This is a genomic window from Streptomyces sp. NPDC014864, assembly GCF_043081525.1.
Classification (GTDB): domain Bacteria; phylum Actinomycetota; class Actinomycetes; order Streptomycetales; family Streptomycetaceae; genus Streptomyces.
This window is the reverse complement of the sequence record NZ_JBIBWT010000007.1, coordinates 58,886-83,385: the sequence shown is the minus strand read 5'-3', so window position 1 is coordinate 83,385 and position 24,500 is coordinate 58,886. Positions and strand designations below refer to the sequence as shown.

The 24,500-nt window shown below is 74.8% G+C and carries 20 protein-coding genes; 9 read left to right on the top strand and 11 right to left on the bottom strand.

Going from position 1 to position 24,500, the window contains the following annotated elements; all coding sequences use genetic code 11:
- Nucleotides 1–355 precede the first annotated feature (355 nt).
- Nucleotides 356–2,815, top strand: coding sequence for a hypothetical protein (locus ACF1A5_RS14670; RefSeq protein WP_392193484.1), 2,460 nt, complete (start codon nt 356–358; stop codon nt 2,813–2,815).
- On the opposite strand, the gene ACF1A5_RS14665 is transcribed toward ACF1A5_RS14670, so the two are convergent.
- The 4 genes from ACF1A5_RS14665 to ACF1A5_RS14650 form a co-directional block, all read right to left on the bottom strand.
- Nucleotides 2,785–5,223 (bottom strand): right-handed parallel beta-helix repeat-containing protein, encoded by a 2,439-nt coding sequence (locus tag ACF1A5_RS14665; protein WP_392193209.1) that lies wholly within the window; start codon nt 5,221–5,223, stop codon nt 2,785–2,787. The two genes, ACF1A5_RS14670 and ACF1A5_RS14665, sit on opposite strands and share 31 nt — an antisense overlap.
- A 107-nt stretch (nt 5,224–5,330) precedes the next feature.
- Nucleotides 5,331–5,936: a hypothetical protein gene (locus ACF1A5_RS14660; protein WP_392193208.1), complete on the bottom strand. Its 606-nt coding sequence runs from the start codon at nt 5,934–5,936 to the stop codon at nt 5,331–5,333.
- A gap of 168 nt (nt 5,937–6,104) precedes the next feature.
- The gene (locus ACF1A5_RS14655) at nt 6,105–6,929 is read right to left on the bottom strand and encodes an MOSC domain-containing protein (RefSeq protein ID WP_392193207.1); all 825 of its coding nucleotides are present in this window, start codon (nt 6,927–6,929) and stop codon (nt 6,105–6,107) included.
- Nucleotides 6,930–6,968: 39 nt separating this feature from the next.
- Complete coding sequence (locus tag ACF1A5_RS14650; RefSeq protein WP_392193206.1) at nt 6,969–7,400, bottom strand: DUF6643 family protein; 432 nt, start codon at nt 7,398–7,400, stop codon at nt 6,969–6,971.
- Between the two features lie 312 nt (nt 7,401–7,712).
- On the opposite strand from ACF1A5_RS14650, the gene ACF1A5_RS14645 reads away from it, so the two are divergent.
- Complete coding sequence (locus ACF1A5_RS14645) at nt 7,713–9,056, top strand: TerD family protein (RefSeq protein WP_392193205.1); 1,344 nt, start codon at nt 7,713–7,715, stop codon at nt 9,054–9,056.
- A 39-nt stretch (nt 9,057–9,095) separates the two neighbouring features.
- Here the strand turns inward: ACF1A5_RS14645 and ACF1A5_RS14640 are convergent, their stop codons facing one another.
- Nucleotides 9,096–10,502, bottom strand: coding sequence for a glycosyltransferase (locus ACF1A5_RS14640; protein WP_392193204.1), 1,407 nt, complete (start codon nt 10,500–10,502; stop codon nt 9,096–9,098).
- Between the two features lie 57 nt (nt 10,503–10,559).
- On the opposite strand from ACF1A5_RS14640, the gene ACF1A5_RS14635 reads away from it, so the two are divergent.
- Both ACF1A5_RS14635 and ACF1A5_RS14630 read left to right on the top strand, forming a co-directional pair.
- Nucleotides 10,560–11,345, top strand: a complete 786-nt coding sequence (locus ACF1A5_RS14635; protein ID WP_392193203.1) for a glutamate racemase — start codon at nt 10,560–10,562, stop codon at nt 11,343–11,345.
- A 106-nt stretch (nt 11,346–11,451) separates the two neighbouring features.
- Nucleotides 11,452–11,994, top strand: a complete 543-nt coding sequence (locus tag ACF1A5_RS14630; RefSeq protein WP_392193202.1) for a hypothetical protein — start codon at nt 11,452–11,454, stop codon at nt 11,992–11,994.
- Between the two features lie 47 nt (nt 11,995–12,041).
- On the opposite strand, the gene ACF1A5_RS14625 is transcribed toward ACF1A5_RS14630, so the two are convergent.
- Entirely contained in the window at nt 12,042–13,031 is a 990-nt protein-coding gene (locus ACF1A5_RS14625; protein WP_392193201.1) for an O-antigen ligase family protein, read from the bottom strand.
- A gap of 540 nt (nt 13,032–13,571) precedes the next feature.
- On the opposite strand from ACF1A5_RS14625, the gene lnt reads away from it, so the two are divergent.
- The 4 genes from lnt to ACF1A5_RS14605 all read left to right on the top strand — a co-directional run bounded on the left by lnt (nt 13,572) and on the right by ACF1A5_RS14605 (nt 18,640).
- Entirely contained in the window at nt 13,572–15,182 is a 1,611-nt protein-coding gene (gene lnt, locus ACF1A5_RS14620; RefSeq protein ID WP_392193200.1) for an apolipoprotein N-acyltransferase, read from the top strand.
- A gap of 66 nt (nt 15,183–15,248) precedes the next feature.
- Nucleotides 15,249–15,728 carry an NUDIX domain-containing protein gene (locus tag ACF1A5_RS14615; RefSeq protein ID WP_392193199.1) on the top strand — a complete coding sequence of 160 codons (480 nt, stop codon included), beginning with the start codon at nt 15,249–15,251 and terminating at the stop codon, nt 15,726–15,728.
- Between the two features lie 54 nt (nt 15,729–15,782).
- Nucleotides 15,783–16,583 carry a 3-hydroxybutyrate dehydrogenase gene (locus ACF1A5_RS14610; RefSeq protein ID WP_392193198.1) on the top strand — a complete coding sequence of 267 codons (801 nt, stop codon included), beginning with the start codon at nt 15,783–15,785 and terminating at the stop codon, nt 16,581–16,583.
- Nucleotides 16,584–16,660: 77 nt separating this feature from the next.
- The gene (locus tag ACF1A5_RS14605) at nt 16,661–18,640 is read left to right on the top strand and encodes a helix-turn-helix domain-containing protein (RefSeq protein ID WP_392193197.1); all 1,980 of its coding nucleotides are present in this window, start codon (nt 16,661–16,663) and stop codon (nt 18,638–18,640) included.
- 209 nt (nt 18,641–18,849) lie between these two features.
- Here ACF1A5_RS14605 and ACF1A5_RS14600 read toward each other — a convergent pair whose 3' ends face one another.
- Nucleotides 18,850–20,241 (bottom strand): MFS transporter, encoded by a 1,392-nt coding sequence (locus ACF1A5_RS14600; protein WP_392193196.1) that lies wholly within the window; start codon nt 20,239–20,241, stop codon nt 18,850–18,852.
- A gap of 133 nt (nt 20,242–20,374) precedes the next feature.
- The gene (locus ACF1A5_RS14595) at nt 20,375–21,046 is read right to left on the bottom strand and encodes an ArsR/SmtB family transcription factor (protein ID WP_392193195.1); all 672 of its coding nucleotides are present in this window, start codon (nt 21,044–21,046) and stop codon (nt 20,375–20,377) included.
- A gap of 52 nt (nt 21,047–21,098) precedes the next feature.
- On the opposite strand from ACF1A5_RS14595, the gene ACF1A5_RS14590 reads away from it, so the two are divergent.
- On the top strand, nt 21,099–22,367 hold the full coding sequence (locus ACF1A5_RS14590; protein ID WP_392193194.1) for an MFS transporter: 1,269 nt from the start codon (nt 21,099–21,101) through the stop codon (nt 22,365–22,367).
- 319 nt (nt 22,368–22,686) lie between these two features.
- Here ACF1A5_RS14590 and ACF1A5_RS14585 read toward each other — a convergent pair whose 3' ends face one another.
- From ACF1A5_RS14585 to ACF1A5_RS14575, 3 genes are all read right to left on the bottom strand, one after another.
- Complete coding sequence (locus tag ACF1A5_RS14585; RefSeq protein WP_392193193.1) at nt 22,687–23,262, bottom strand: rhodanese-like domain-containing protein; 576 nt, start codon at nt 23,260–23,262, stop codon at nt 22,687–22,689.
- A 104-nt stretch (nt 23,263–23,366) separates the two neighbouring features.
- On the bottom strand, nt 23,367–24,110 hold the full coding sequence (locus tag ACF1A5_RS14580) for a sulfite exporter TauE/SafE family protein (protein WP_392193192.1): 744 nt from the start codon (nt 24,108–24,110) through the stop codon (nt 23,367–23,369).
- Nucleotides 24,107–24,472, bottom strand: coding sequence for a rhodanese-like domain-containing protein (locus ACF1A5_RS14575; protein WP_392193191.1), 366 nt, complete (start codon nt 24,470–24,472; stop codon nt 24,107–24,109). The genes ACF1A5_RS14580 and ACF1A5_RS14575 overlap by 4 nt, the downstream gene beginning before the upstream one ends.
- Nucleotides 24,473–24,500 lie beyond the last annotated feature (28 nt).

The window sequence follows — 24,500 nt, the reverse complement described above, 5'->3', positions numbered from 1 at the left end:
CCGGCGCACCCGCCGCCGACGAGAAGGTCCGTCGCGTCCCCGGTGCGCGGGCGTCCCATCCTTTCACGGCTCGCCGCCCGTCGCGCCATCGCCCGCCCCGGCGGGCGCATGTCACAGCCGTCCCGCCGGGGCCCGGCCGTCACCCGGATCGGGGAGATTCCGTGACGCCGGCTGCGCCCGCTGCCGGGGTCGGACATCCTGGTGGCCGCACGGACACAGGCCGACGGCGCGTCACGGGGGAGTGCGAACGGTGGAACCAGCGGAACGCGCTCAGCAGGGTGCCGCGCCGGACGGAGCGGACGGCACCGCCCTGGAACTCCTGGTCCACGGGGTCGGCGGCACCACACCCGACCGCATGCTCGACGACCCGCGCACGGTGCGGGTCACCGGCGACGACACGGCGGCCGTCTTCCGGCGCGCCGCCGACGTCGACGCCGAGACCCGGCCCGCCGAGCACCGCGGCGGACCGGTGCCCGAGGCGTACGTGTGGTGCAACCTCACCTCCGGCAACGGCACCCGGGCCCTGTGGCTGTTGCTGCTGCCGTTCATGGTGGTCAACCTCGCGCACTGGATGCGCCCCGCGGGCCCCGACCGCACCCGTGCGGTGCGCCTGTACGGACTGCTCGTACGTCTGGCGGGCCTGACCCTCACGGTGCTCCTCGTCGCCGCCGCCTGCGAGGTCGCCCTCGACCTCGCGGCCCGGCAGTGCGCGGGCACCCGCGCGTGCGCCGCCCGGCACTCCTGGCTGGGCTTCCTGTCCCCGGCCGAGGGCGGCTGGTGGAGCGCACCGGGCCGCCGGCTGGCCCTCGCCGCCCTGGTGCCCACCGCGCTCACCGCACTGCTGTGGTACCTGTCCCACCGCACCTGGAGCGCCTACGAGTCCCAGCAGCCCATGTTCCACCGGCCGGAGCCGGCGCACGACCCCGGCCGTGGCCCCGCGAGCGGGCACGGCGCCGGCCTCGCGTCCCGGGGCCGGCCGGCGCACTTACCGGAAGCCGGGTCGGTCGGGGAGCCCGATCCGGCCTCCCAGAGCGTGCCGGACACCGGCGGCCCCCGGCCGGGCGGGCCCGGACCCACGGAGGACACCGGGGACACCGGGCGTACCTCCCTGGGCCGGCCCGGCTTCTGGTACGGGCGCCGGCTGGTCGCCCGGCTGCGCTCCGCCCACACCGCGGCCGGCCTGCTGACGGTCGCCGCCGCGGTCGCCGGCCCGGCGGCGCGCTTCGACCGCCGCCCCTCGGGCCCCGCGCTCCTGGACGCCCTGGGCTGGCTCCTGCACGCCGGTCTCGTCGTCGTGGCGGGCCTCACGGTGGCGGTGGTGTGCGGCAGGGGCCGCAGCGAGCACCGGCCCGACCGGGGGACCGACCCTCCCCTCGTACGGCGGCTGCCGCTCGGCGCCCTGGTCCTGCTCCTGCTCGCCGCGGTCTACGCCGGCTGGTCGCGCCCCGGCTGGCAGGCGACGGGACGGCTGCCCGGCGACGCCACCTTCGGAGGGATCGCGCTGGTGCAGGGGGTGCTGGTCCTCGCCCTCGGCGCCGTCGCACACATGCTGCACCGCACCCGCCCCGACCCCCGTGCCGCGCTGCGCGGCCTGGGCGGCCCCGCGGTCGCCACTCTGGCCTGCGCGCTCGGCGGCGTGATGTCCGGCGGGGTCGCGCAGCGGGTGGCCGACTGGCTCGACGGCACCCACGCGTCCATCGACGGCCCTCCGGTCCTGCTCACCTGGCAGGCGTCGGTGGTCCCGCCGGTGCTCGTGGCGCTGCTCGTGCTCTGCGGCCTGCTCGCCCTGCGCACCCGGCGGCTGGCCCGCGCCGAGCACGCCGTGGTGGAGCGCGAGCACCCGGGCGAGCCGGAGGACCCGGAGCGCACCCGCCGGATCGCGCGGACCCGCGCGATGGCGACGCTCACCGACGCAGGCCCCCTCCTTGTCGGCGTCACCTCCGCGGCCACCCTCCTGCTGGGCGCCGTGGCGCTGGTGGGAGCCCTGAGGACCGACCGGACCCCGGTACGGGCCGCCGAGCACGCGTACCCCGTCGTCCGCGGGGCGGCCGAGACCGCGCAGGCCCTGGGCTCCTGGCTGATAGGGCTCGGCTTCCTGCTCTTCGTCACCTGGGGCCGGCGCGCCTACAAGGACGCCTCCGCGCGCCGCACCATCGGCATCCTCTGGGATGTCGGAACCTTCTGGCCGCGTGCCGCGCACCCCTTCGCCCCGCCGTGCTACGCCGAACGCGCGGTGCCCGACCTCACCTGGCGGATGGCGACCTGGACGCGCGCCACGGGCGGGCGGCTGGTGCTGTCGGGGCACTCCCAGGGCAGCGTGCTGGCCGCCGCCGCGGCCTGGCAGCTCACCGGGCCGGTCCGGGCCCGGGTCGCGCTGCTGACGTACGGCTCACCGCTCGAGCGCCTCTACGGCCGCTGGTTCCCGGCCCACTTCGGGCCCGCCGCCCTCAGCGCCCTGCACCACGACGTGGACTGCTGGCGCAACCTCTACCGGCGCACCGACCCCATCGGCGGCCCCGTCCGGCTGCCCGGCGACCGCGGCCCCGAGGTGGACCGCGCCCCGCTGAAGGACCCGCTCGCCTACGGCCGGACCACGCGGCATCCGCTGCCCGCGCCGATCCTGGGCCACTCCGACTACCAGGCGGACCCGGCGTTCGCCGAGGAACGCGAGCGTCTGCTGGCCCGGCTGCGACCGGACCTGCCCGCGCCCCGCCACGGGAGCGGGCACCCCACCAGGCCTCCCGGCACCCCGGGGGACCGGCCCGCGGGCCCGGACGGGGAACCTCAGGAAAGCTCGGGCAGGTCCTCCGGGTAGAGCAGCGTCAGATCGTCCGTGCTCGGGTCGTCGACCTGGGCGACCCGGCTCGCGTGCCGCTCCACCATCGCCTCGAAGGTCTGGCGGGCGGTGCGCCCGTTGCCGAACGCGGGACCCTTGGGGATCTCCGTGAAGTACGTCCGCAGGGCCTCCGCCGCGCCCGGGGCCAGCCGGTACTCGTGCTCCTCGGCCTGCTGCTCCACGATGCGCAGCAGCTCCTCCGGGCCGTAGTCGCCGAAGGTGATGGTGCGCGAGAAGCGGGAGGCCACACCCGGGTTGACGGACAGGAAGCGCTCCATCTCGGCGGTGTAACCCGCGACGATCACCACCACAGCGTCCCGGTGGTCCTCCATCAGCTTCACCAGCGTGTCGATGGCCTCCTTGCCGAAGTCGCGTCCGGCGTCCTCCGGGGAGAGCGCGTAGGCCTCGTCGATGAACAGCACCCCGCCGCGCGCCCGCTCGAACGCCTCCTGGGTGCGGATCGCGGTGGAGCCGATGTGCTCGCCGACCAGGTCGACGCGGGACACCTCGACGAGATGGCCCTTCTCCAGCACGCCGAGGGAGGCGAGGATCTCGCCGTACAGCCGCGCGACCGTGGTCTTGCCGGTGCCGGGGGAGCCGGTGAAGACCAGGTGGCGCTTGACGGAGGCCGCCTTCAGGCCCGCCTCCCGGCGGCGCCGGCCCACCTCGATCATGTCGGTGAGGGCGCGGACCTCCCGCTTGACGCTCTCCAGGCCCACCAGCGCGTCGAGTTCGCCGAGCACGTCCTTCGCGGTCCGGGCGGGCTCGGCGGGCGGTAGGGCGGTGACCGGCGCCTCCGGCTCGGTGGTGCGCTGGCCGGGGATCGCGCCCAGCAGTCCCGTCGACGGGCTCACCGTCTGCGCGGCCGTCTCCCGCGCCACGGGCGGCCGCAGGCCCCCGCTCTCGTCGCTGGTGCAGTCCTCGACCACGGGCCCCGCACCGCCCGAGGCATCCGGCCCGCCGTCCGCGAACTCGTACCCCCCGCGCGCGCACCGCTCCGTGCGGCACTTGCGCAGCGTCGTGCGGCAGCCGTCGATCACATGGAAGCCGTAGCCGCCGCTGCCGGTCACCCGGCAGCCGACGAAGCTGCCGCGGCCCCCGGCCGACACGTAGAAGCCGGCCTCGGCGGGGGAGGAGACGGTGCACCGCTCGATGGTCGGGTCGGCGCCCTTGGTGACGATCACGCCGGTCTGTGTGCCGTCCAGCGTGCAGTTGTTCAGTGTGCCGCCGCTGCCGTGGTCGCGGAACCAGGCGCCCGTGCCCGCCTCCCTGATCCGGCAGTCGTCGAGCTGCGCGGTCGCGCCGTCGCTCACCGAAACGGCCGTGTTGCGCACCTGGGACAGATCGCTGTCGACGACGTCCACGCGGGAGCCGCGGTCCAGCACGAACAGCGCGTCCGGCACGTCGTGCACCCGGCAGGACTCCAGCACCGCGGTCGCACCGTCGCTGACCCATACGGCCGGGTAGTCGCCGGTGCTGTCGAAGATCTCGCACTGGTTGGCGTCCACGCGGGTGCCCGGGTCCCACACCGACAGGCCGTTGCGCCCGAACTGACGCACCGTCGTCCGCGTCAGCGTCAGCACGGAACGCGACCGCAGGTCCACCGCGTTCTCCGGGATGTCGTGGATGCGGCAGTCGGCGAGGGTCAGCACGGCGTCCGTGTCGAGGGTGACCCCGTCCGCGGTGGTGCGGTGCACATCGCAGTCGGTGAGGTGGGCCGTGGCCCGGCCGGTGACCTGCACACCGCTGCCCCGGACCTCGTAGACCTCGCAACCCACCGCCTCCAGGGCGGAGTTGTCGCCGGTCGCGGTGAGGCCCGCGCCCGAGGCGTGGTGCACCCGGCAGCGCTCCAGCCGGGGGTGGGCGCCGCCGCGCACCGCGACCCCCGCCTGCCCGGCGGCCACCACCTCGCACTCCTCGAACACCCCGCCGCCGCCGTCGAGTACGGCGATGCCGATGCCCGCCGGGTTGTCGACGGTGCAGCGCCGCACGGTCGGCCTGGCGCCGCCGCGCACCTCGATGCCGGCCGCCGACCTGGTCACGATCCGCACGTCCCGCAGTTCGGGCGTGCCCTCCTCCACCAGCAGCGCCGGCGCGGCGGCGTCCTGCCCCTCCACGTGCAGGTCCTGGACAACGGCCGCGGCGCGCACGGTCAGCGGCACGCCGTCCACGGGCGCGATGCGCACCGAGCCGGGGGAGCCCTCGGGGCCGCGCAGGGTCACCGCCCGGTGGACCACGAGGTTCTCGCGGTAGGTGCCCGGGGCGACGGTGAGGACGTCGCCGTCCGCCGCGGCCTCCAGGGCGGCGGCGAGCGATGCGTACTCACCTGTGCGGCGCCGCCACCGCGATGTGCCGGTGTGCGTCACCTGGACCGTGCCCTGTGCCATGGTGTTGCTGTGCCCCCAGCTCGTCGTACGCGGGTTGATGCCGAGTGCGTCGGCCGGACCACCGTAGCGTGCGCGCGGGCGGTCGGTTGACCAGAGCCGGAAGGCCGTCAGCTGCCGGTCCCGGTGCGGCCCCAGTCGGGGCCCGCGCGGTCCCAGGCCTGGTCCCAACGTGCGTACCTCCGGCGGACCATGCGCCGGACGATCAGCCGGCGTATGCCCTCCACGGCGCCGGCGGTCAGCGCGGACGCGCCGAGTCCGGCCAGCACGGCGTGGGTCGTGGCCGTGGCGGAGTCCAGGGGGCGGGCGGTGATGCGGCCGTGCCGGTCCGTCCACAGCGGGAAGTGGTCGCCCGGACGGGGGTTCTTCAGGGCGCAGGTGATCGCCGCGTGCCGCCGGGTGCCGTCCGGGGCCGTCCAGTCGGCGACCACGCGGCTGCGGACCTCCCGCCCCGACGAGGTCTCCGGATCGGGCTCCACCACTATGCGCTCGAGCCCTCGCACCACGGTGGCCGTCACCAGGTGCCGGTCCTGACGCTGGTCCCGGACGGAGCGCTGCAGGGTGTCCTGGGCGAGGTTGCCGACGAGCGAGCCGACGACGGGGGCGGCGACCAGGACGAGCAGCAGCGCCACCAGCGCCACCCACGACTCGGCCAGATCGGTCCCGCGCCGCAGCGGGTTGTGCCGCCAGCGCCAGAGTCCGCTGATCGCCCGCACCGTCCCGCACCCCCCTTCCCAGCTCCGTGACAGCCCCCGCACGCGCCGTGCGCCTGCCGAACCCCGGGAAGAGAGAGCGACGTCACCTCTTGCCCGGGTCCTTCGACGAAGGCCGTGTCATCCGTCCAACGGCCGGGACCCGGCCGCGGGTTCCCGGCCGCCCGGAGATCACCCGAGGATCGTGACCGGGTCGCCGAGCCGGATCGTGCCGGTGCGCTCGGGCACCAGGTTCTGGCCGAAGGCCAGGTCGCCTCCGACGCGGCGGTGGCGCGCGAGGGTGCGCAGCGGCTCCCTGCCGCGCTCGGCGGTGCGCTGGTCGGTCGTGGTCACCACGCAGCGGCCGCAGCGCTTGGTGACCCGGAAGGCGACCTCGCCGATCGCGATGCGGGACCAGCCGTCCTCGGCCCAGGCGGCGGTGCCCGCCACCACGACGTTCGGCCGGAAGCGGTTCATGGGCAGCGGGCCCTCGCCTGTGTGGTCGCCCCGCGCGATCAGCGAGTTGAGGGCGTCCAGCGACGCGACGGTGGTGAGCAGCAGCGGGAAGCCGTCGGCGAAGCTGACCGTCTCTCCCGGCAGGGCGTGCTCGGGCGCGACGGGCCGGCGCCGGGCGGGATCGTCCATGTGGACGAGACGGACGTCGGCGCCGAGGTAGCCGCTGCACCAGGCGTGCGCGGTGGCCGCGGCCGGCACGGCCTCCACCTTCTGGCCGAAGATGTCCACCGTCACCGTGGCGCCCGGCTCCGGGACGGGCACCGTGACCGCCCCGCGCCCCGGTGCGGACAGCCGAAGGCCGCCGTCGAACCGTAGCTCGGCGGCGGCCAGTGCGAGGCGTGGCTGCCCGCGTTGGGTGACGACCTTTCCCCCGTCGTCGATCACCACCCAGCGCCGGTCCCCGGCCAGTCCCCAGGGCTCCACGGCGCAGCTCCGGAGCCCCACGCCCCGGAACGCCTTGACCGGGTGGATGTGCAGTGAGTGCAGCTCCGCGTTCCCCATGACCTCATCCTGCCAGGTGGCAGGGACGGTCGGTGGGGATCAGTAGCCGCGGTACTGCTGGTTGCCGTAGGGGTCCTGGTACGGCGCGGGAACGGGCCGAGGAGCCGCCGGACGCATCGCCTCGTAGCCGGTGTTGGCCGCCATCGGGCGCATCGGCTGGGGCTGCTGCGGGCCGGGGTATCCGCGCGGCGCGGTGGCCTGCTGCGGGATGTACGCCGCGGGCGCCTGTTGCAGCGGGGCGGGCTGCGGCATCTGCGGGTACCCGTAGGAGGGCTGGGACGGGCCGGCCGGGAGGGCGGGCAGCGCCGACGGGAGCGCGGGAAGGTGACTTCCCGCGTCGTACTGCGCGGGGACCCGGATCGGGGCGATCTGCGGGGTGCCCCGCTCGGCCACGAGCGAGTCGTAGATCGGAGTGTCCGGGAAGGAGGCGGAGTAGTAGCCGCCGCCATAAGTGGAGCGGGGGGAGGTCATGGCACATAAGTTAAGCCCACGATGTGCTGGTTGGGGAGACCGATAAGAGGGTTGTTTTCCGTGTCGGCGGTGACGCGGGATCCCCAATGTGAGCGAATTTGTCGAAAAGGGGCACCGATTCGTGGCTCGATCGTGTAAAGCCCGAGTTCCCGGCGGGTTACCGGCGGTTGGCCTGACGCGTTCCGGTGCTCCTCACCGGACCTGTTCCGGTGCTTCTCATGGGAGTTCGCGGTCCCCGGGAATAGGTTGGGCGGGTAGGGAGCCGGTGGACTGCCGCGGCATCGGTCGGCGGAAGACGTGATGGGGGCGTACATGTCATTGACGAAGGGGTCGAACACGCCGGTGCCGAGCACGGCCCTGCGGGTCGAGCTGGGATGGCGGCCGGGGCCCGGGGTGCCCGACGCGGACGCCTCGGCGCTGCTGCTGACAGGCGGAAAGGTGAGCTCCGACGCGGACTTCGTCTTCTACAACCAGCCGGTGCACCCCTCCGGCACGGTCCGCCACGAGGGCAAGCGCGATCTCGGCGGCCGGGTCACCGACACCCTCCTCGTCGATCTCGCGCGCGTGGGGCCCGCGGTCGAGCGGGTGGTGCTCGCCGCCTCCGCGGACGGCGGCACGTTCGGGCAGGTGCCGGACCTGTACATCGAGGTCCGCGACGCCGACCGGGACACCGTGGTCGCCCGCTTCGACAGCCCCGGCGCCACCGTGGAGAGCGCGTTCGTGCTCGGCGAGTTCTACCGCCGCCAGGGCGCCTGGAAGTTCCGGGCCGTCGGCCAGGGCTACAGCAGCGGACTGGAGGGGCTGGCCACGGACTTCGGCATCACCGTGGACGAGCCGCAGCAGCACATGGCGCCCCCGGCGGCGCCCTCCGCCCCGGTCACGGCTGCCCCGCCGACGACACCAGTCACCGCGCCCCCGCCCGCCGGGCCGTCCGTGCCGCTTCCGCCGCCGGTCGCGCTCCCGGTCACCGTGCCCCCGCCCACGGCGCCCCCGCCGCCGGCACCGCCCGCGGCGCCGGTCCGCCTGACCAAGGTGACGCTCACCAAGGCCGCCCCGTCGGTGTCGCTGGCCAAGCAGGGCGGAACCTCGGGTGCCATGCGCGTGAACCTCAACTGGCAGGTGCGCAAGCAGTTCTCCGGCTGGGGCGGCAAGCGCGGACGGGCGGTCGCCCTGCACGCGGACCTCGACCTCGACCTGTGCGCCCTGTACGAACTCGCGGACGGCCGCAAGGGAGTCGTCCAGGCTCTCGGCAACGCCTTCGGGGCGCTGCACCGGCCTCCGTACATCCACCTCGACGGCGACGACCGCACCGGCGCCTCGGCCGACGGCGAGAACCTCACGATCAACCTCGACCACACCCAGGACTTCCGGCGCGTCCTGGTCTTCGTCACGATCTACGAGGGGGCCCGCTCCTTTGCCGACCTGCACGCCACCGTCACCCTCCGCCCCCAGCACGGCGCCCCGATCGACTTCTCCCTGGACGAGTGCACGGTCCCCTCGACGGTCTGCGCGCTCGCCCTGATCACCAACACCGGCGGCGAGCTCGTCGTCCGGCGGGAGGCCCAATACCTGGTGCCCGAGCGCGGGGTGAGCCCGCAGCGGACCGTCGACCGCGCCTACGGCTGGGGCATGAACTGGACCCCCGGCCGCAAGTGACCGCCGCCGGCGGGAGGCACGGACGCCGGGAAGCAGGGATCAGCCCTCCTTTGCCACGGCGTCCACGCCGGCCGCCGCGTCGGCCACGGCGTCCGGACGGCCGTAGGTGCGGCCCTTCCAGGCGGCGCCCCGGCCCCGGTGGTGCTGCACCGCCGAGTCGACCGTCATCAGCAGATAGAGGAACGCGGTGAGGGGAAGCAGGGGAGCGAGCCACAGCGGCTGGCGGTAATAGCGGAGCATCGGGACGTACGTCGCCGTCATCACCAGCCAGGCGAGCCCACCGGCGAGCGCGGCCGCCGGGCTCGCCGTCACCAGGCCCGCCACCAGGGTCACGGGCGGCGCGAGGTACACGAGGGCCAGCCCGGCCACCGTGCCGAGCAGCAGCAGCGGGTTGTGCCGCAGCTGGGCGTACGCGCTGCGCGAGACCATCCGCCACAGGTCGTGCAGCCGCGGGTAGGGGCGCACGCTCTCGACGTGGTCGGCGAGGCCCAGCCAGACGCGGCCCCCGCCGCCCTTGACGGCCCGCGCGAGCGCCACGTCGTCGATCACGGCGTGCCGGATCGCGTCCGGGATCCGCGCCCGCTCGGCGGCCTCGGCGCCCAGCAGCACGCAGCCGCCCGCGGCGGCCGCCGTCCGCGTGCCCGCCCGGGCGATCCGGCGGAAGGGATAGAGCTGCGCGAAGAAGTAGACGAAGGCCGGCACCACGAGCCGTTCCCACAGGCTCTCCACCCGCAGCCGGGCCATCTGCGAGACGACGTCGAAGTTCCCGGCGCGGGCCGCCGCCACCAGTCGGCTCAGGCTGTCCGGGTCGTGGGCGATGTCCGCGTCCGTCAGGAGGAGGTAGCGGGGGGCACGCGCGCGTGCCAGGGCGATGCCGTGGCGTACGGCCCACAGCTTGCCGGTCCAGTCCGCGGGCGGCTCGCCCGGCGAGGCCACGGTCAGCGGCAGGCCGCCGTGCCGCCGAGCCAGCGTGCGGGCCAGCTCCCCGGTGCCGTCGGAGCTGCCGTCGTCGACGAGGAAGACCTCCGCCCGCCCGGGATACGCCTGCGCGAGCAGCGACGGCAGGCTCCGGGGCAGGACGTCGGCCTCGTCCCGCGCGGGAACGACGACGCAGACCGGCGGCCAGTCGTCCGCACCGGTGCACGCCTGCGGCCGTGTGCGGGGGGCGGCGCATTCCGGCGGCGGTCCGTCCGCAGGGCTGCTCACTGCCGGCCGTCCGTCCGGGGGGCCGGACATCGGCGGCCGTCCGTCCGGCCCCGGGGTCTCGCCCGCCCGATCCCGGCCCGGCCGGGCTTCGCCCGACCGTTCCTCGACCGGCCGGGTTTCGCCCGGTGGCTCTCCGCCCGGCGGCAGTCTGACGTCCGTGCGCCAGAAGAAGCCCTGGCCGAGCAGCAGCCACAGCCAGGCCGCGAGTGATCCGGCGGCGGTCCACACGATCGCGCTCACTCGCGCAGTCTGCCCCACCCGGCCGGGCCGTCGGGGCCCATCGTCTATCGTGGCCGGGTGAAGATCGCGCTCATGGACTCCGGAATCGGCCTTCTTCCCGCCGCCGCCGCGGTACGCCGGCTGCGGCCCGACGCGGATCTCGTGCTCTCCTGGGACCCCGACGGGATGCCCTGGGGGCCGCGCACCCCGGAGGACATCACGCAGCGGGCCCTGGACGTCGCCGGGGCCGCGGCCGCCCACGAGCCGGACGTCCTGATCGTCGCCTGCAACACCGCCTCGGTGCACTCCCTGCCCGTGCTGCGCGCCCGTTTCGAACCCCGCCTGCCCATCATCGGCACGGTGCCCGCGATCAAGCCCGCCGCGGCGGGCGGCGGACCCGTCGCGATCTGGGCCACGCCCGCCACCACCGGCAGCCCCTACCAGCGCGACCTGATCGAGCGGTTCGCCGACGGGGTGACCGTCACCGAGGTGCCGTGCCCCGGCCTCGCGGACGCCGTGCACCACGCCGACGAGGCGGCCGTCGAGGCGGCGATCGCCGCGGCCGCCGCCCGCACCCCCGACGACGTGACGACCGTCGTCATGGGATGCACCAACTACGAACTGGTCGCCGAGCGCATCCGCACCGCCGTTCAGCGGCCCGGGCAGCCGCCGCTCATCCTGCACGGCTCCGCCGGTGCGGTGGCGGCCCAGGCGCTGCGCCGGATCGGTGCCGACCCGGTACCCGAGGCCGACGTCGACAGCGCGCTGACGGTGCTGCTCAGCGGCCGCGAGGCCGAGCTGCCCGAGACCGCCCTCAGCTACGAGGAGGGCCGCCTCCTCCAGGTGGTCACCCCCGCCCGCTGACCGGTCGGAACGCACCGGACGCGGGCCCTCCGCCGCGCGTCCGCGCGGGCCGGTCACGCTCCGCATCGCCCTACCCGCGCGGCGAAACCTGAGTAACCTCGTTGGCATGAGGGACCACCCCCGCGGCGACAACACCCCCCACTCCGAGGTCTGGACCGGACGCGCCACCAACCGGTTCCAGTGGCTGCTGGCGCTGGTCGGCGCCGGCTGCATGGCTCTCGGCATCGAGCTGGCCGTCGACTCCGCCTGGACCTCCGGCGTCGCCCCGCTGGTGATGTCCGTGGTGGGCTGCATCGCGGCCGGACTGCTGGTCCTCTTCGGAACCCTCGCCTTCGTGCACGTGGCGCTGAGGGTCGACACCGAGTCGCTGGAGGTGCGCTGCGGCCACATCGGCCTGCCGCGCCGCCGCATTCCCCTCGCCCATGTCGCGGGCGCCGACTTCGACCCGCACGTCACCCCGCGTCACTGGGGCGGCTGGGGCTATCGCTGGCGGCCCGAGAAGGGCACCGCGGTCGTCGTACGGCGGGGCGAGGGCGTCGTGCTGCGCCTGTGGGACGGCCACACCTTCACGATCACGGTCGACAACGCCGAGTCTGCGGTCCGTGTGATCAGGGACCGCCTGCGGCCGCCGTCACCGGGCGCGGCCTGAGCGCCGCTCCCGACCGGGCCCCGGCGCGACCGCTCCTCCGGCGCGGCTCAGGGCGCTGCACGTGACCGCGGCTCCGCCCCCGAGGGCCCCGGCTCCTCGGCCAGCGGGCGTGCGGTGGCCGTCCCCGCCAGCAGTCCCACGCCCACGGTCACGGCGGTGAAGCTGAGCGCGTTACCGACCGCGGCGATGGCCGCCACCGCCGTCAGGGCCGCCCCGGCGGTGAGCGCCACCGGCGTGGGGCGCGCGGTCCGCCACAGCGCGTGGAGCAGCCAGCCGTACGCCGCCGCCAGCAGGAGCACGCCGGTCAGTCCCTGCTCGGCCGCCTGCTGCAACAGGGCCGAGTGCGGCTTGCCGTCCGGCTGCAGCGACTGGGCGGCCGCCGGGCTGAACTCCACGAACCGGCCCGGACCCACGCCCAGGCCCGTGTTCCGGTGGGCGAGGCGCAGCGCGTCCCGCCACAGCTCGATCCGGTGCCGCGTCAGCTGACCCTCCGCGGACAGGGCGAGCCCGTCGGGCAGGACACGCGCCGCGACCGCCCAGGCCAGTCCCGCCACCCCGGCCGCGGCCACGGCCAGGCCCGCGACGGCCGCCCCGCGGCGCCGCACGCGGCCTGCCGCCAGGGAGACGAGCAGCACCGCGCCGCAGCAGACGAGGCCGAGGGCGGAACCGAGCACCGCCGCGGCCACCGCGACGGCGACGGCCAGGGCCCCGAGCGCGAGCCGGAGGGCCGGGGCGGACGCGGCCCGGGCGGCGCAGCAGGCGGCGCCCGCGGACAGGGTCAGTACGGCGGCGGTGGCCCCGGCGTGCCCCAGCGGGGCGGCGAACTGCGGTCCGGGGACCAGCCCAGGGACCGCCAGCGCCAGCCCCAGTCCCGCCAGCGCCCCGGCGCAGGGGGCGGCGACCGGCAGCAGGGCCCCGCAGATCCGGCCCGTGGCGTATCCGGCGGCCACGGCCAGCACGGCGAGCAGCACACCCTCGGGGCGGCCGTCGTGCAGCGTGCCGGTGATCAGCGACCAGGTGGCGCAGGCACCGAGCACTACGACGCCGCTCGCATCAGAAACGATTCGTCTGTGACTGTCGCCGAGACCCTCACCATGGCCGCCACCGTGGCCGTCGGCGACACGGCCGGTCCCGGCGCGGCCGTCGGTGTCCCCGCTGTTCCGCTCCCGGCCGTCAGTGTCCTGGCCGCTTCGGTTCCGCCCGCCGCTGTCCCGCCCGTTCCCGCCCCGGCCGGCACCGCCGGTCCGTCTTCCGCTTCCGCTGTCCGCCCCGTCGGCCGACGTCATGTCCGTGGTTCGCACCCCTCGCCCCCCGCACCCCTGCCCCCGGCCGCGCCCCCGCACGCCGGCCGCTCCCCGCCCGTGACCGGACCCCGGCCGCCCGGCCGGAACGGCCGCACGACAGGGGCTCCGGCACACCGTAACGGCTGATGACCGGATTGGGGACGTCTCGTGCGGGACCGATGCCGTTGCGGACGATGTGGCCGCCGTGTCCGGCGGCCGGGAAGCCGCCGGAGGCCGGGGCCCGGTCACGGACCGTGCTGACGGCCCCCTGGTCACGCGCCGTAGACTCCCGGGGTGACCGTCACCGCAACTTCCGTCGACGAGTCGGACCGGCTGCGACCGCAGACCGCCCCCGCGCCCTGGCGCGCGAAGCTCGTACGGCTCGTGCCCGCCATCGCCGCGACCCTGTCCGGGGTGCTCCTCTACGTCAGCTTCCCGCCGCGCACCCTGTGGTGGCTGGCGCTGCCGGCCTTCGCCGTTCTCGGCCGGGTGCTGCGCGGCCGTGGCTGGAAGGCGGCTCTCGGCCTCGGCTACCTCTTCGGCCTCGGCTTCCTGCTGCCGCTGCTGGTGTGGACGGGCGTGGAGGTGGGCTCCGGCCCCTGGCTGGCGCTCGTCGCGGTGGAGGCGGTGTTCGTCGCGCTGGTGGGCGCGGGTATCGCCGCGGTGTCCCGGCTGCCCGCCTGGCCGCTGTGGGCGGCGGCCGTCTGGATCGCCGGTGAGGCGGTACGCGCGCGCGTGCCGTTCCGCGGCTTCCCCTGGGGCAAGATCGCCTTCGGCCAGGCGGACGGCGTGTTCCTGCCGCTGGCCGCGGTGGGCGGCACCCCGGTGCTCGGCTTCGGCGTCGTGCTGTGCGGCTTCGGCCTCTACGAGGTCGTACGGCTGGCCGGTCAGGGCCGGCGCACCGGTTCCCTACGGCGGCCGGCCGCCGCCGCGGCGCTGCTGAGCGTGGCCGTCCCGGTCGCGGGCGCCGTGGCGGCCCGCCCCCTGGTGAGCGACACGGCGGAGGACGGGACCGCGACCGTCGCGGTCGTCCAGGGCAACGTGCCCCGCTCCGGCCTGGAGTTCAACGCGCAGCGGCGGGCCGTCCTCGACTACCACGCGAGGGAGACGGTCCGGCTGGCACAGCGGGTGAAGACAGGGAAGGTCCCCCGGCCCGACGTCGTGCTCTGGCCGGAGAACTCCTCCGACATCGACCCCTTCGCCAACGCCGACGCGCGCATGGTGATCGAGGAGGCGACCAAGGCCGTCGGCGTGCCCGTCTCCGTCGGCTCCGTCGTGGAGCGGGACGGCAGGCTCCTGAACGAGCAGATCCTGTGGGACCCGGCCAAGGGGCCCGTGCAGACGTACGACAAGCGGCAGGTCCAGCCGTTCGGCGAGTACCTGCCGCTGCGCTCGCTGCTCGGCGCCGTCAACAAGGACTGGACGTCGATGGTCCGCCAGGACTTCAGCCGGGGCGCGGAACCGGGTGTGTTCACGGTCGGCCGCGCCAGGATCGGCCTCGCCACCTGCTACGAGGCCGCCTTCGACTGGGCCGTGCGGGACACGGTCACCCACGGCGCGCAGATGATCTCCGTGCCGAGCAACAACGCGACGTTCGACCGCAGCGAGATGACCTACCAGCAGCTCGCCATGTCCCGGATCCGCGCGGTCGAGCACAGCCGGACCGTGACCGTCCCGGTGACCAGCGGCGTCAGCGCGATCATCATGCCCGACGGGCGGATCACCCGCAGGACGGGCATGTACGTGGCCGACTCCCTGGTGCAGAAGGTGCCGCTGCGCTCCTCCGAGACGCCCGCCACCCGGCTGGGCATCCTGCCGGAGATCGCCCTCGTCCTGGTCGCCGCCGGCGGCCTCGGCTGGGCGATCGGGGCCGGTGCGCGCGGCCGGCGCGCCGGTGACGCGTAGCCGTACGCCGGCCGTACGCCCCCGCCGCGCGCCAAGGGAGCCGGGCCGGCCCGCTAGGGTCGGGCCATGGCCACTCCTGACTTCATCCGCACGATCCGGGCCACCGCGGGGCAGCAGTTGCTGTGGCTCCCGGGGGTCACCGCCATCGTCTTCGACGACGAGGGGCGGGTGCTGCTCGGCCGCCGCGCCGACACCCGCAGGTGGTCGGTGATCGGCGGCATCCCGGAGCCGGGGGAGCAGCCCGCCGCCTGCGCCGTCCGCGAGGTGCACGAGGAGACGGCCGTGCACTGCGTCGTCGAACGGGTCGTCCTGGTCCAGGCGCTCGAACCGGTCACCTACGGCAACGGCGACATCTGCCAGTACATGGACATCACCTTCCGCTGCCGCGCGGTGGGGGGCGAGGCACGGGTCAACGACGACGAGTCCCTGGACGTGGGCTGGTTCCCGGTGGACGCGCTGCCCGAGCTCAACGAGTTCGGGCTGTTCCGGATCAAGCAGTCCATGGCCGACGCACCCACGTGGTTCGACCCCATGCACTCCGGCTGAAGTATGGGTTGCTGCCACATGTGGCAGGGGTGGGGGCGTGCCTAGGGTCGGCACATGACCACGCCCGACGCCCTTCCGGCCCCCCACGCCCCCTCGCTCGACCTCGGCGGTCGCACGGCTCTCGTCACCGGTGCCGCCGGCGGGATCGGCCGCGCCTGCGCGCTGCGGCTGGCCGCCGCCGGGGCGAAGGTCAGAGCCGTCGACCGGGACGCGGCCGGCCTGGACGCGCTCGCCGAGCAGTCCGCCGCTCTGGCGGGCACCCTCGAGCCGCAGGTCCTGGACCTCACCGACCTCGACGCCGCCGAGCAGGCGGCCGCGGGCACGGACGTGCTCGTCAACAACGCGGGCCTGCAACTGGTGCGCCCCATCGAGGAGTACCCGCCCGAGGTGTTCCACACGGTGCTGACCGTGATGCTGGAGGCGCCGTTCCGGCTCATCCGCGGCGCGCTGCCCCACATGTACGGGCAGGGCTGGGGCCGCATCGTGAACATCTCCTCCGTGCACGGCCTGCGTGCCTCCGCCTTCAAGTCGGCGTACGTCGCGGCCAAGCACGGCCTGGAGGGACTGTCCAAGACGGCCGCCCTCGAAGGCGCCCCGCACGGCGTCACCTCCAACTGCGTGAACCCCGCCTACGTCCGCACGCCGCTGGTCGAGAGGCAGCTCGCCGACCAGGCGCAGGCGCACGGCATCCCGGAGGAGCGCGTCCTGACCGAGGTGCTCCTGCAGGACAGCGCGGTCAAGCGGCTGATCGAGCCGGAGGACGTCGCGGAGGCCGTGGCGTATCTGTGCAGCCCGCAGGCGTCCTTCGTCACCGGCACCTCGCTGGTGCTGGACGGCGGCTGGACCGCGCACTGACCGACCCGGCGTCCGCCCGTCCGCCGAGTTGTCCACAGGGCTCGGCGGACGGGCGGAGGATGGGGAATCCTGTGAGCATGTCCAGCGATCACGTGCGGTCCGCCGGGCGCCCCGCCAACGGCACCGGGGCGCCGGCCGGCCCTGCCGACGTCACCTCCGGCGTCACGGCCGACGGCGCGGAAGCGCCCTTCCTCGAACTGCTCGCCCGGGGCGCGTCCGCGGAGGCCTACGAACAGCCGGTGCTGCTCGCCCGCGCCGAGGGCCGGCCGGACGCGTGGATCGCCGCACTCGACCACGCCAAGGCCCTCGCCCTGCGCGTGCGCGCGGAGCTGGAGGGGCGCCGGCGCCGCGAGGCGGAGCTGTCCGCCCTGTTCGAGACCGCCCACGACCTGGCCGGCCTGCGGGACCTGGACTCGGTGCTCCAGGCCATCGTGCAGCGCGCCCGCTCCCTGCTCGGCACGGACGTCGCCTACCTCACCCTGCACGACCGGGACCGGGGCGACACGTACATGCGCGTGACCGAGGGCTCGGTGGCGGCCCGCTTCCAGCAGCTGCGCCTGGGCATGGGGGAGGGCCTCGGCGGCCTGGTCGCGCAGACGGCCCGCCCCTACGTCACCGACGACTACTTCAAGGACCCCCGCTTCCAGCACACCGGCACCATCGACACCGGTGTGCGGGACGAGGGCCTGGTCGCCATCCTCGGCGTGCCCCTGGTGCTCGGGTCGCACGTGATCGGGGTGCTGTTCGCGGCGGACCGGCGGGAGCGGCACTTCGAGCGGGAGCAGATCGCGCTGCTCGGCTCCTTCGGGGCCCTCGCCGCGGCCGCCCTGGACAGCGCCAACCTACTCACCGAGACCCGCTCGGCCCTGGCCGGTCTGGAGAAGGCCAGCGAGATCATCCGCGACCGCAGCGCCGTCATCGAGCGGGCCTCCGACGTCCACGACCGGCTCGCCGAGCTCGTCCTGCGCGGCGGCGGCGTCCACGACGTGGCGTCCGCGGTCTCCGAGGTCCTCGACGGCACGGTCGAGTTCACCGAGGCCGGCGCCGTACCCGCCGAGGCGCTGGAGGCGTCCCGGGCCGACGGGCACGCGGTGCGGCACGGGGACGACTGGGTCGCGGCCGTCGCGGCGGTCGGCGAACTGCTCGGCGCGCTGGTGCTGCGCGGCCACCCCGCACTCGATCCCGTCGACCAGCGCACCCTGGAGCGCGCCGCGATGGTCACCTCCCTGCTGCTGCTCGCCCGGCGCTCGGCCGCCGAGGCCGAGCAGCGCGTCCGCGGCGAGCTGCTCGACGACCTGCTCGACGGCCGCGACCGCGACCCGCGCCTGCTGCGCGAGCGGGCGTCCCGGCTGCGCGCCGACCTGGACTCCCCCCAGGTCGTGCTCGCCGCCCGCCTCGACGTGCCGGCCGCCGACGCCGACCAGGAGGCCGACGCCCGGCGCCGGCTGTGGTCGGCCGCCTCCCATCTGGCCGCCACCCGGCAGGGACTGGCCGCCGCCCGCGACGGCGGCACGGTCCTGCTGCTGCCCCTGGGCCGCGGTGACACCGCCACGGAGGTTGCCCGCCGCACCGCCCGCCACCTCGGCACCGCCGTGCACGAGGCGGTCACCGTCGGGGCCTCCGCGCCGGTGGAGGACCTCGCCGCCCACCCCGACGGCGTGGCCGCCGCCTACGCGGAGGCCCGGCGCTGCCTGGAGGCCCTGAGGCTGCTGGGGCGCTCCGGCGACGGCGCCGCCGCCGAGGACTTCGGCTTCCTCGGCCTGCTGCTCGCGGGCGACCGGGACATCGCCGGCTTCGTCGACCGCACCATGGGCCGGGTCGTCGCCTACGACGAGCGGCGCGGCACCGACCTGGTGCACACCCTGGACGCGTACTTCGCCTGCGGTATGAGCCCGGCCCGCACCAAGGACGCCCTGCACGTCCACGTGAACACGGTCGCCCAGCGCCTCGAGCGCGTCGGCCGCCTGCTCGGCGACGACTGGCAGACACCCGCCCGCGCCCTGGAGATCCAGCTCGCCCTGCGCCTGCACCGGCTGTCGGCACCGGCACAGCACTGACCCCCCGCCGCGCGTACGACCTCGTACGCGCGTGGCCCCCGTACGCGAAGGCCCCCGTACGCGCGGGGCGTACGGGGGCCGGGCCGGACGGTCGGGCTGCGTCGGACTGCGCGGGGCCGTCGGGCGGCGCGCAGTCCGTACGGCCCGGGCGTCGGCCGGCACGGCCGTCACCCGATGCGGCCGTCGGCGCGCCAGGCGCGCCCGGCGCGTCAGGCGGTGCGGGCGTCCGTCGCCGCGGTCGCAGCGGGCTCGGTCCGGTCGGAGGTCTCCACGGCGGTGAGGTCCCGGTGCCGGGTCTCGCTGGCCACGCCGACGGCGATCAGGGTCAGGACGGCCGCCGCGATGACGTACAGGGCGATGGGGGTGGAGCTGCCGTAGTCGACGAGGAGGGCGGTGGCGATCAGCGGCGCGGGCGCGCCCGCGGCGACCGAGGCGAACTGCGCGCCGATCGAGGCGCCGGAGTAGCGCATCCGGGTCGCGAACATCTCGGAGAAGAAGGCGGCCTGCGGGGCGTACATGGCGCCGTGCAGCACCAAGCCCACGGTCACCGCGATGAGCAGGTTGACGAACGTACCGGTGTCGATGAGCGAGAAGAACGGGAACATCCACAGCCCGACCCCGGCCGCGCCCAGCAGGTAGACGGGGCGACGTCCGATCCGGTCCGACAGCGCGCCCCAGGCCGGGATGACGGCGAAGTGCACGGCGGAGGCGATCAGCACGGCGTTCAGCGCGGTCCCCTTGGAGACACCGGCGGAGGTGACGGCGTAGACGAGGATGAAGGCCGTGATGACGTAGTAGCTGATGTTCTCCGCCATGCGCGCTCCCATGGCCACCAGGATGTCGCGCCAGTGGTGCCGCAGCACGGACACCAGCGGCAGCTTCTCCGTCGCGGCCTCGGCGCCCTGGGCCGCCTTGCGGGCTTCGGCGTGGGCCAGCGCCTGCTTGAAGACGGGCGACTCGTCGACAGAGAGACGAATCCACAGACCGACCATCACCAGGACACCGGAGAGCAGGAACGGGATCCGCCAGCCCCAGCTGCCGAACGCCTGCTCGGAGAGCAGGGCGGTCAGCAGCGACAGCACACCGGTGGCGAGCAGCTGCCCGGCCGGCGCCCCGGTCTGCGGCCAGGAGGCCCAGAAACCGCGCCGCCGCGCGTCCCCGTGCTCGGAGACCAGCAGTACGGCCCCGCCCCACTCACCGCCGAGCGCGAAGCCCTGGACCAGGCGCAACACCGTCAGCAGGATCGGAGCCGCGGCCCCGATGCTCGCGTACGTGGGCAGCAGGCCTATCGCGAAGGTCGCGCCGCCCATCATCAGCAGGCTCAGCACCAGCAGCTTCTTGCGTCCCAGCCGGTCCCCGTAGTGCCCGAACACCAGGGCGCCGATCGGCCGGGCGGCGAAACCGACCGCGTACGTCAGGAACGACAGCAGCGTGCCGACCAGCGGGTCGCTGTTCGGGAAGAACAGCGTGTTGAACACGAGCGCGGCGGCGGAGCCGTACAGAAAGAAGTCGTACCACTCGATGGTGGTGCCGATGAGGCTGGCGGCGACGATGCGGGGAAGGTTCGCCGGTTTCGGCGGAGCGGTTGCTGCGGAGGCCATGTGCGCCACTTCCTCGTGTGCGGTGGGGACGGGTGTACGTGTCGGCACACCGTAGGAAGACGCAGATCAGGCGCACATGTGGTGGGACACCATAGTTCTGGTGCGGGGTGTAAGTGCGGCCCCCATGCGTCGCTCAGGAGAGCGCGGTGCCCGCCTCGACCGGGAGATCGGCGAGCCGCCATTCGAGCATGCCGTCGACCAGGCGGGCCGCGCGGCGCCCGTGGGCGGCCAGTAGACGGGCGGCGTCGTGGGAGAGGACGCAGTTCGTGCCCCGGCAGTAGGCGATGATCTCTCCCTCGGCCGGGAGGCTCGCGAGGCGCGCCTCGAGCTCGTCGAGCGGGACGGACAGGGCACCGGGGATGTGGCCGGCGGCGTACTCCTCGGGCGGCCGTACGTCGATCACGGTGGCGGTGCCGGATCTGACCCGTTCCAGCAGTTCCTCGCGGGTCAGGCAGTCGGTGTCGTCGGGGCCGAGATAGGCGGCGCGAGCCGCGCCGGCCGCCGCGCGGTGGGCGCGGGCGACCCGCTGCAGCAGCGCGTAGAGGGCGGCGACGTCGTCGCCGGCGAGACGGTAGTGGATGCGGACGCCCTCGCGGCGGGTGGTGACCAGCCCGGCCCGCTTGAGCGCCTGCAGATGGGCGGACGCCGTGGTCAGGCCGAGCCCGGCGGCCCGGGCGAGCGCGTCGACGCTGCGCTCGCCCTGGGCGAGGAGGTCGAGCAGCTCCAGCCGTTTGCCGTGGGCCAGGGCCTTGCCGGTCTGGGCGACGGCGGCGAACAGCTCCGCTTTGCGGGCGGGATCTCCCATATGACATCCTCCATAAATCCATGGATTATTGTAATAGCGGTTCAAGGACATCATGAACACCTCCGCCCCCTCCCCGGCGGCCGACGGCGGAATCCGCCTCGGTCTGCGCGCCAATCTCGCCCAGTTCTCCCTGCTGGTAGCTGTGAACGCGCTGGTCGGAGGGATGCTCGGGCAGGAACGCACCGTCCTGCCGCTGCTCGCGCACAGCGTCTTCCACCTCTCCGCCTACACCGCGGCCCTGACGTACATCGTCGCGTTCGGGGCGACCAAGGCGATCACCAACTTCTTCGCGGGCACCCTGTCCGACCGCTTCGGCCGCAAACCGGTCCTTGTCGCCGGATGGGTGATCGCCCTTCCGGTGCCGCTGCTGCTGATCTGGGCGCCGTCCTGGGGCTGGGTGGTCCTCGCCAACGTCCTGCTCGGCGTCAACCAGGGGCTGACCTGGTCCACCACCGTCATCATGAAGATCGACCTCGTCGGCCCCGCGCGGCGCGGGCTCGCCATGGGATTCAACGAGGCCGCCGGATACGCCGCGCTCGCCGCCACCGCCATGGCGACCGGCGCGATCGCCGCCCACTCCGCGCTGCGGCCGCAGCCGTTCTTCCTGGGCATCGCCTACGCGGCCGTCGGGCTGGGGCTCTCGGTCCTCGCCGTGCGCGAGACCCACGCGCACGCCCGGCTGGAGGCCGCCCAGCACGGCCCCGCGAAGAACCCGGACCACCACGGCGAGCTGACCACCGGGCAGGTCGCCTGGATCACCAGCGCCAAGGACCGGGCGCTGTCGGCGGCGAGCTGGGCCGGCATGGTCAACAACCTCAACGACGCCCTCGCCTGGGGCATCTTTCCCCTGCTCTACGCGGCCCACGGACTGTCCGTCGCCGCGATCGGCATCCTCGCCGCGCTCTACCCCGCCGTATGGGGCCTCGGTCAGCTCTTCACCGGCTGGTGGTCCGACCGCGTCGGCCGCAAGCACCTGATCACCGCGGGCATGTTGCTGCAGGCCGTCGCCATCGGGCTGGTCGCGCTCGGCACCACCTTCCCGGTGTGGGCCCTCGCGCAGGTCCTGCTCGGCGCCGGTACCGCCATGGTCTACCCGACGCTGCTCGCCGCCATCGGCGACGTCGCCCACCCCGCCTGGCGGGCTCGCGCGGTCGGCGTCTACCGGCTGTGGCGCGACGGCGGATTCGCCGTAGGCGCCCTGCTCGCCGGGGCGCTCGCCGACGCCTACGGCCTGACCACCGCCGTCTGGGCCGTCGCCGCGCTGACCGCCGCGTCCGGGATCGTGGTCGCACTCCGCATGTACGAGACCCACACCCCGTAGCACTTGCGCCGGCGCCCGGCGTCCTCAGCCGGGGCGGAGCACGCGGCGACTGACGCACCTTCGGGTGACCGGACGCGAGATGTCGGTCTCCCGACCCGAAGCCATGAAGCCACCCTGTGGCACAGCTGCCGGGGCCCTTCGCCTGATCCGGGGGGAGGACGGTGGTGAAGGACGCGCGCCCCCGTGGGACCGGAGGCGAGCAGCCGGTCTCCCACCCCGAAGCCACCGCAGCGAGATGCCCCGGACGCCTTCAGGCGTCCGGGGCATCTCGCTGCGCGGGGCCGGCCGCGCGATCAGTCGCCGGGCGGCGACACGCGGCTCAGCTGTTGCGAAGGCGGGCCCGCGCGCTGTCCAGGTCGCACTGGCGGCTGCGGTTGTACGGGAGCTTGCCGAGGACGACGGCCATGCCGCACGTGTTGGTCAGGGCCGAGAAGACCAGCCCGCTCGCGACACCCGCGGACAGCAGCTGGAAGGCCGGGTGGACGAACAGACCGAGCAGCAGGCCGGTCAGGACGAGCGAACCGGCGACCAGGCGGACCTGGCGCTCCATGGCCCACTTCGCCTTGGCGGCTCCCCGGGGGCGCTGCAGGTCGTGGCCCTGGGCGGCCCAGGCATCGGTTCCACCGGAGAGGGTGGCGGTGTGGATGCCGTTCTCGGAGAGCATCCGGCAGGCGTTCTCCGAACGGGCCCCCGAGGCGCAGACGACGAGGACCTCGCCACGCTGGGCCGCGCTGCGGATGTCGGCCATGGCCCCGTCCAGCTGGTCGAGCGGGATGTTGAGGGCGCCGGGGATGTGGCCGCCGGCGTACTCGCCGGGCGTGCGGACGTCGATGACGGTCAGCTCGTGGAGGCGGGTGCGGGCCTGGCCGGGATCGAGAGTGGTGGGGGTCGTCATGAGGCGAGTCATCCTTGTGCGTCGAAGGGGCTTCGAGGGGGGTAGGAGGAGAGTAGTACGGGTACCCCGCGGGGTATCAGGGGGGTGGCGTGGTCATGACGTGGTCAGGCGATCACGTCAACGAGCATGAAGGCGGCGACGGCGAGCAGCACATAGGCGAAGACGCGCTGGAGCGTCTTGCCCTTGATCTTCTTCGACAGGCGCTTGCCGTCCCAGGCGCCGAGGATCGCCGCCGCGGTGAACGGCGCGATGACCGCCCAGTTCAGCTGCACCCCGCTGCCCGCCCGGGCGGTGAGCGCGGCCAGCGAGTTGATCGTGATGACCAGCAGGCTCGTGCCCACGGCCAGGCGCATGGTCAGACCCAGCACGCTCACCAGCGCGGGGACGGCCAGGAAGCCGCCGCCCACACCCAGGAATCCGGTCACCGCGCCCAGCCCGGCACCGGCGGCTCCCGCCTTCCCGGCGTGCACCCGGCCGGACCGCGCGGTGTGCTGGGGACGCAGCATCCGCAGGGCCGCCAGGGCCGCGATGACGGCGAAGGCGACGGTGAGCACGGCCTCGGGCAGGTGGCTCGAGAGGGCACCGGCGAGCATCGCGGGCACGATGCCCGCCGCGGCGAACAGCAGGCCGGTGCGCCAGGCCACGTTGCCGTCCCGGGCGTGCCCGACCAGTGCGGTGACCGAGGTGATGGTCACGATGATCAGGCTGGCGGTCGTGGCGGCCGCCGGAGTGAAGTCGAGGAGGTAGATCAGGGCGGGAACGGCGAGGACGCTGCCGCCCCCGCCGAGGCCGCCCAGGGCCAGGCCAATGACGGCGCCGGCCACGAGCGCGACGATCAGAGCGGTCATGCTATCGAGCCGCGGTTCCCGCGTTCGTCGACGACCGGGTGACCGGCTGCGGCCCAGGCGCTCATGCCGCCCTTGACGTCCACGGCGTCCACGCCGCGTCCGGTCAGCAGTTCCGCCGCCCGCTGCGAGCGGTTCCCGCTGCGGCAGATCACCACCAGAGGCCGCCCCTGGGCCGCGCCGGGCAGGGCCGCCCCGGCCTGCAGGACGGACAGCGGCGCGTGGACCGCGCCGGGCGCGTGCCCGGCGCTCCACTCGCGCTGCTCGCGTACGTCCAGCAGGACGGCCTGGGCGCCGGTGCCCTGGGTGCGTCGGCGGGCTTCGTCGACGGTGACGCGGCTCCTGCCGCGACGGAAGAGGAACATCACACAACCTCGCAAGAACTAGTAAGGG

What these genes read in the sequence shown, in the direction of transcription:
- ACF1A5_RS14645 (WP_392193205.1), top strand. Translation starts at nt 7,713, where the DNA reads ATGTCATTGACGAAGGGGTCGAACACGCCGGTGCCGAGCACGGCCCTG.
- ACF1A5_RS14585 (WP_392193193.1), bottom strand. Translation starts at nt 23,262, where the DNA reads ATGACGACCCCCACCACTCTCGATCCCGGCCAGGCCCGCACCCGCCTC.
- ACF1A5_RS14575 (WP_392193191.1), bottom strand. Translation starts at nt 24,472, where the DNA reads ATGTTCCTCTTCCGTCGCGGCAGGAGCCGCGTCACCGTCGACGAAGCC.
- ACF1A5_RS14670 (WP_392193484.1), top strand. Translation starts at nt 356, where the DNA reads ATGCTCGACGACCCGCGCACGGTGCGGGTCACCGGCGACGACACGGCG.
- ACF1A5_RS14605 (WP_392193197.1), top strand. Translation starts at nt 16,661, where the DNA reads ATGTCCAGCGATCACGTGCGGTCCGCCGGGCGCCCCGCCAACGGCACC.
- ACF1A5_RS14580 (WP_392193192.1), bottom strand. Translation starts at nt 24,110, where the DNA reads ATGACCGCTCTGATCGTCGCGCTCGTGGCCGGCGCCGTCATTGGCCTG.
- ACF1A5_RS14655 (WP_392193207.1), bottom strand. Translation starts at nt 6,929, where the DNA reads ATGGGGAACGCGGAGCTGCACTCACTGCACATCCACCCGGTCAAGGCG.
- ACF1A5_RS14610 (WP_392193198.1), top strand. Translation starts at nt 15,783, where the DNA reads ATGACCACGCCCGACGCCCTTCCGGCCCCCCACGCCCCCTCGCTCGAC.
- ACF1A5_RS14590 (WP_392193194.1), top strand. Translation starts at nt 21,099, where the DNA reads ATGAACACCTCCGCCCCCTCCCCGGCGGCCGACGGCGGAATCCGCCTC.
- ACF1A5_RS14615 (WP_392193199.1), top strand. Translation starts at nt 15,249, where the DNA reads ATGGCCACTCCTGACTTCATCCGCACGATCCGGGCCACCGCGGGGCAG.
- ACF1A5_RS14665 (WP_392193209.1), bottom strand. Translation starts at nt 5,223, where the DNA reads ATGGCACAGGGCACGGTCCAGGTGACGCACACCGGCACATCGCGGTGG.
- ACF1A5_RS14650 (WP_392193206.1), bottom strand. Translation starts at nt 7,400, where the DNA reads ATGACCTCCCCCCGCTCCACTTATGGCGGCGGCTACTACTCCGCCTCC.
- ACF1A5_RS14600 (WP_392193196.1), bottom strand. Translation starts at nt 20,241, where the DNA reads ATGGCCTCCGCAGCAACCGCTCCGCCGAAACCGGCGAACCTTCCCCGC.
- ACF1A5_RS14595 (WP_392193195.1), bottom strand. Translation starts at nt 21,046, where the DNA reads ATGGGAGATCCCGCCCGCAAAGCGGAGCTGTTCGCCGCCGTCGCCCAG.
- ACF1A5_RS14630 (WP_392193202.1), top strand. Translation starts at nt 11,452, where the DNA reads ATGAGGGACCACCCCCGCGGCGACAACACCCCCCACTCCGAGGTCTGG.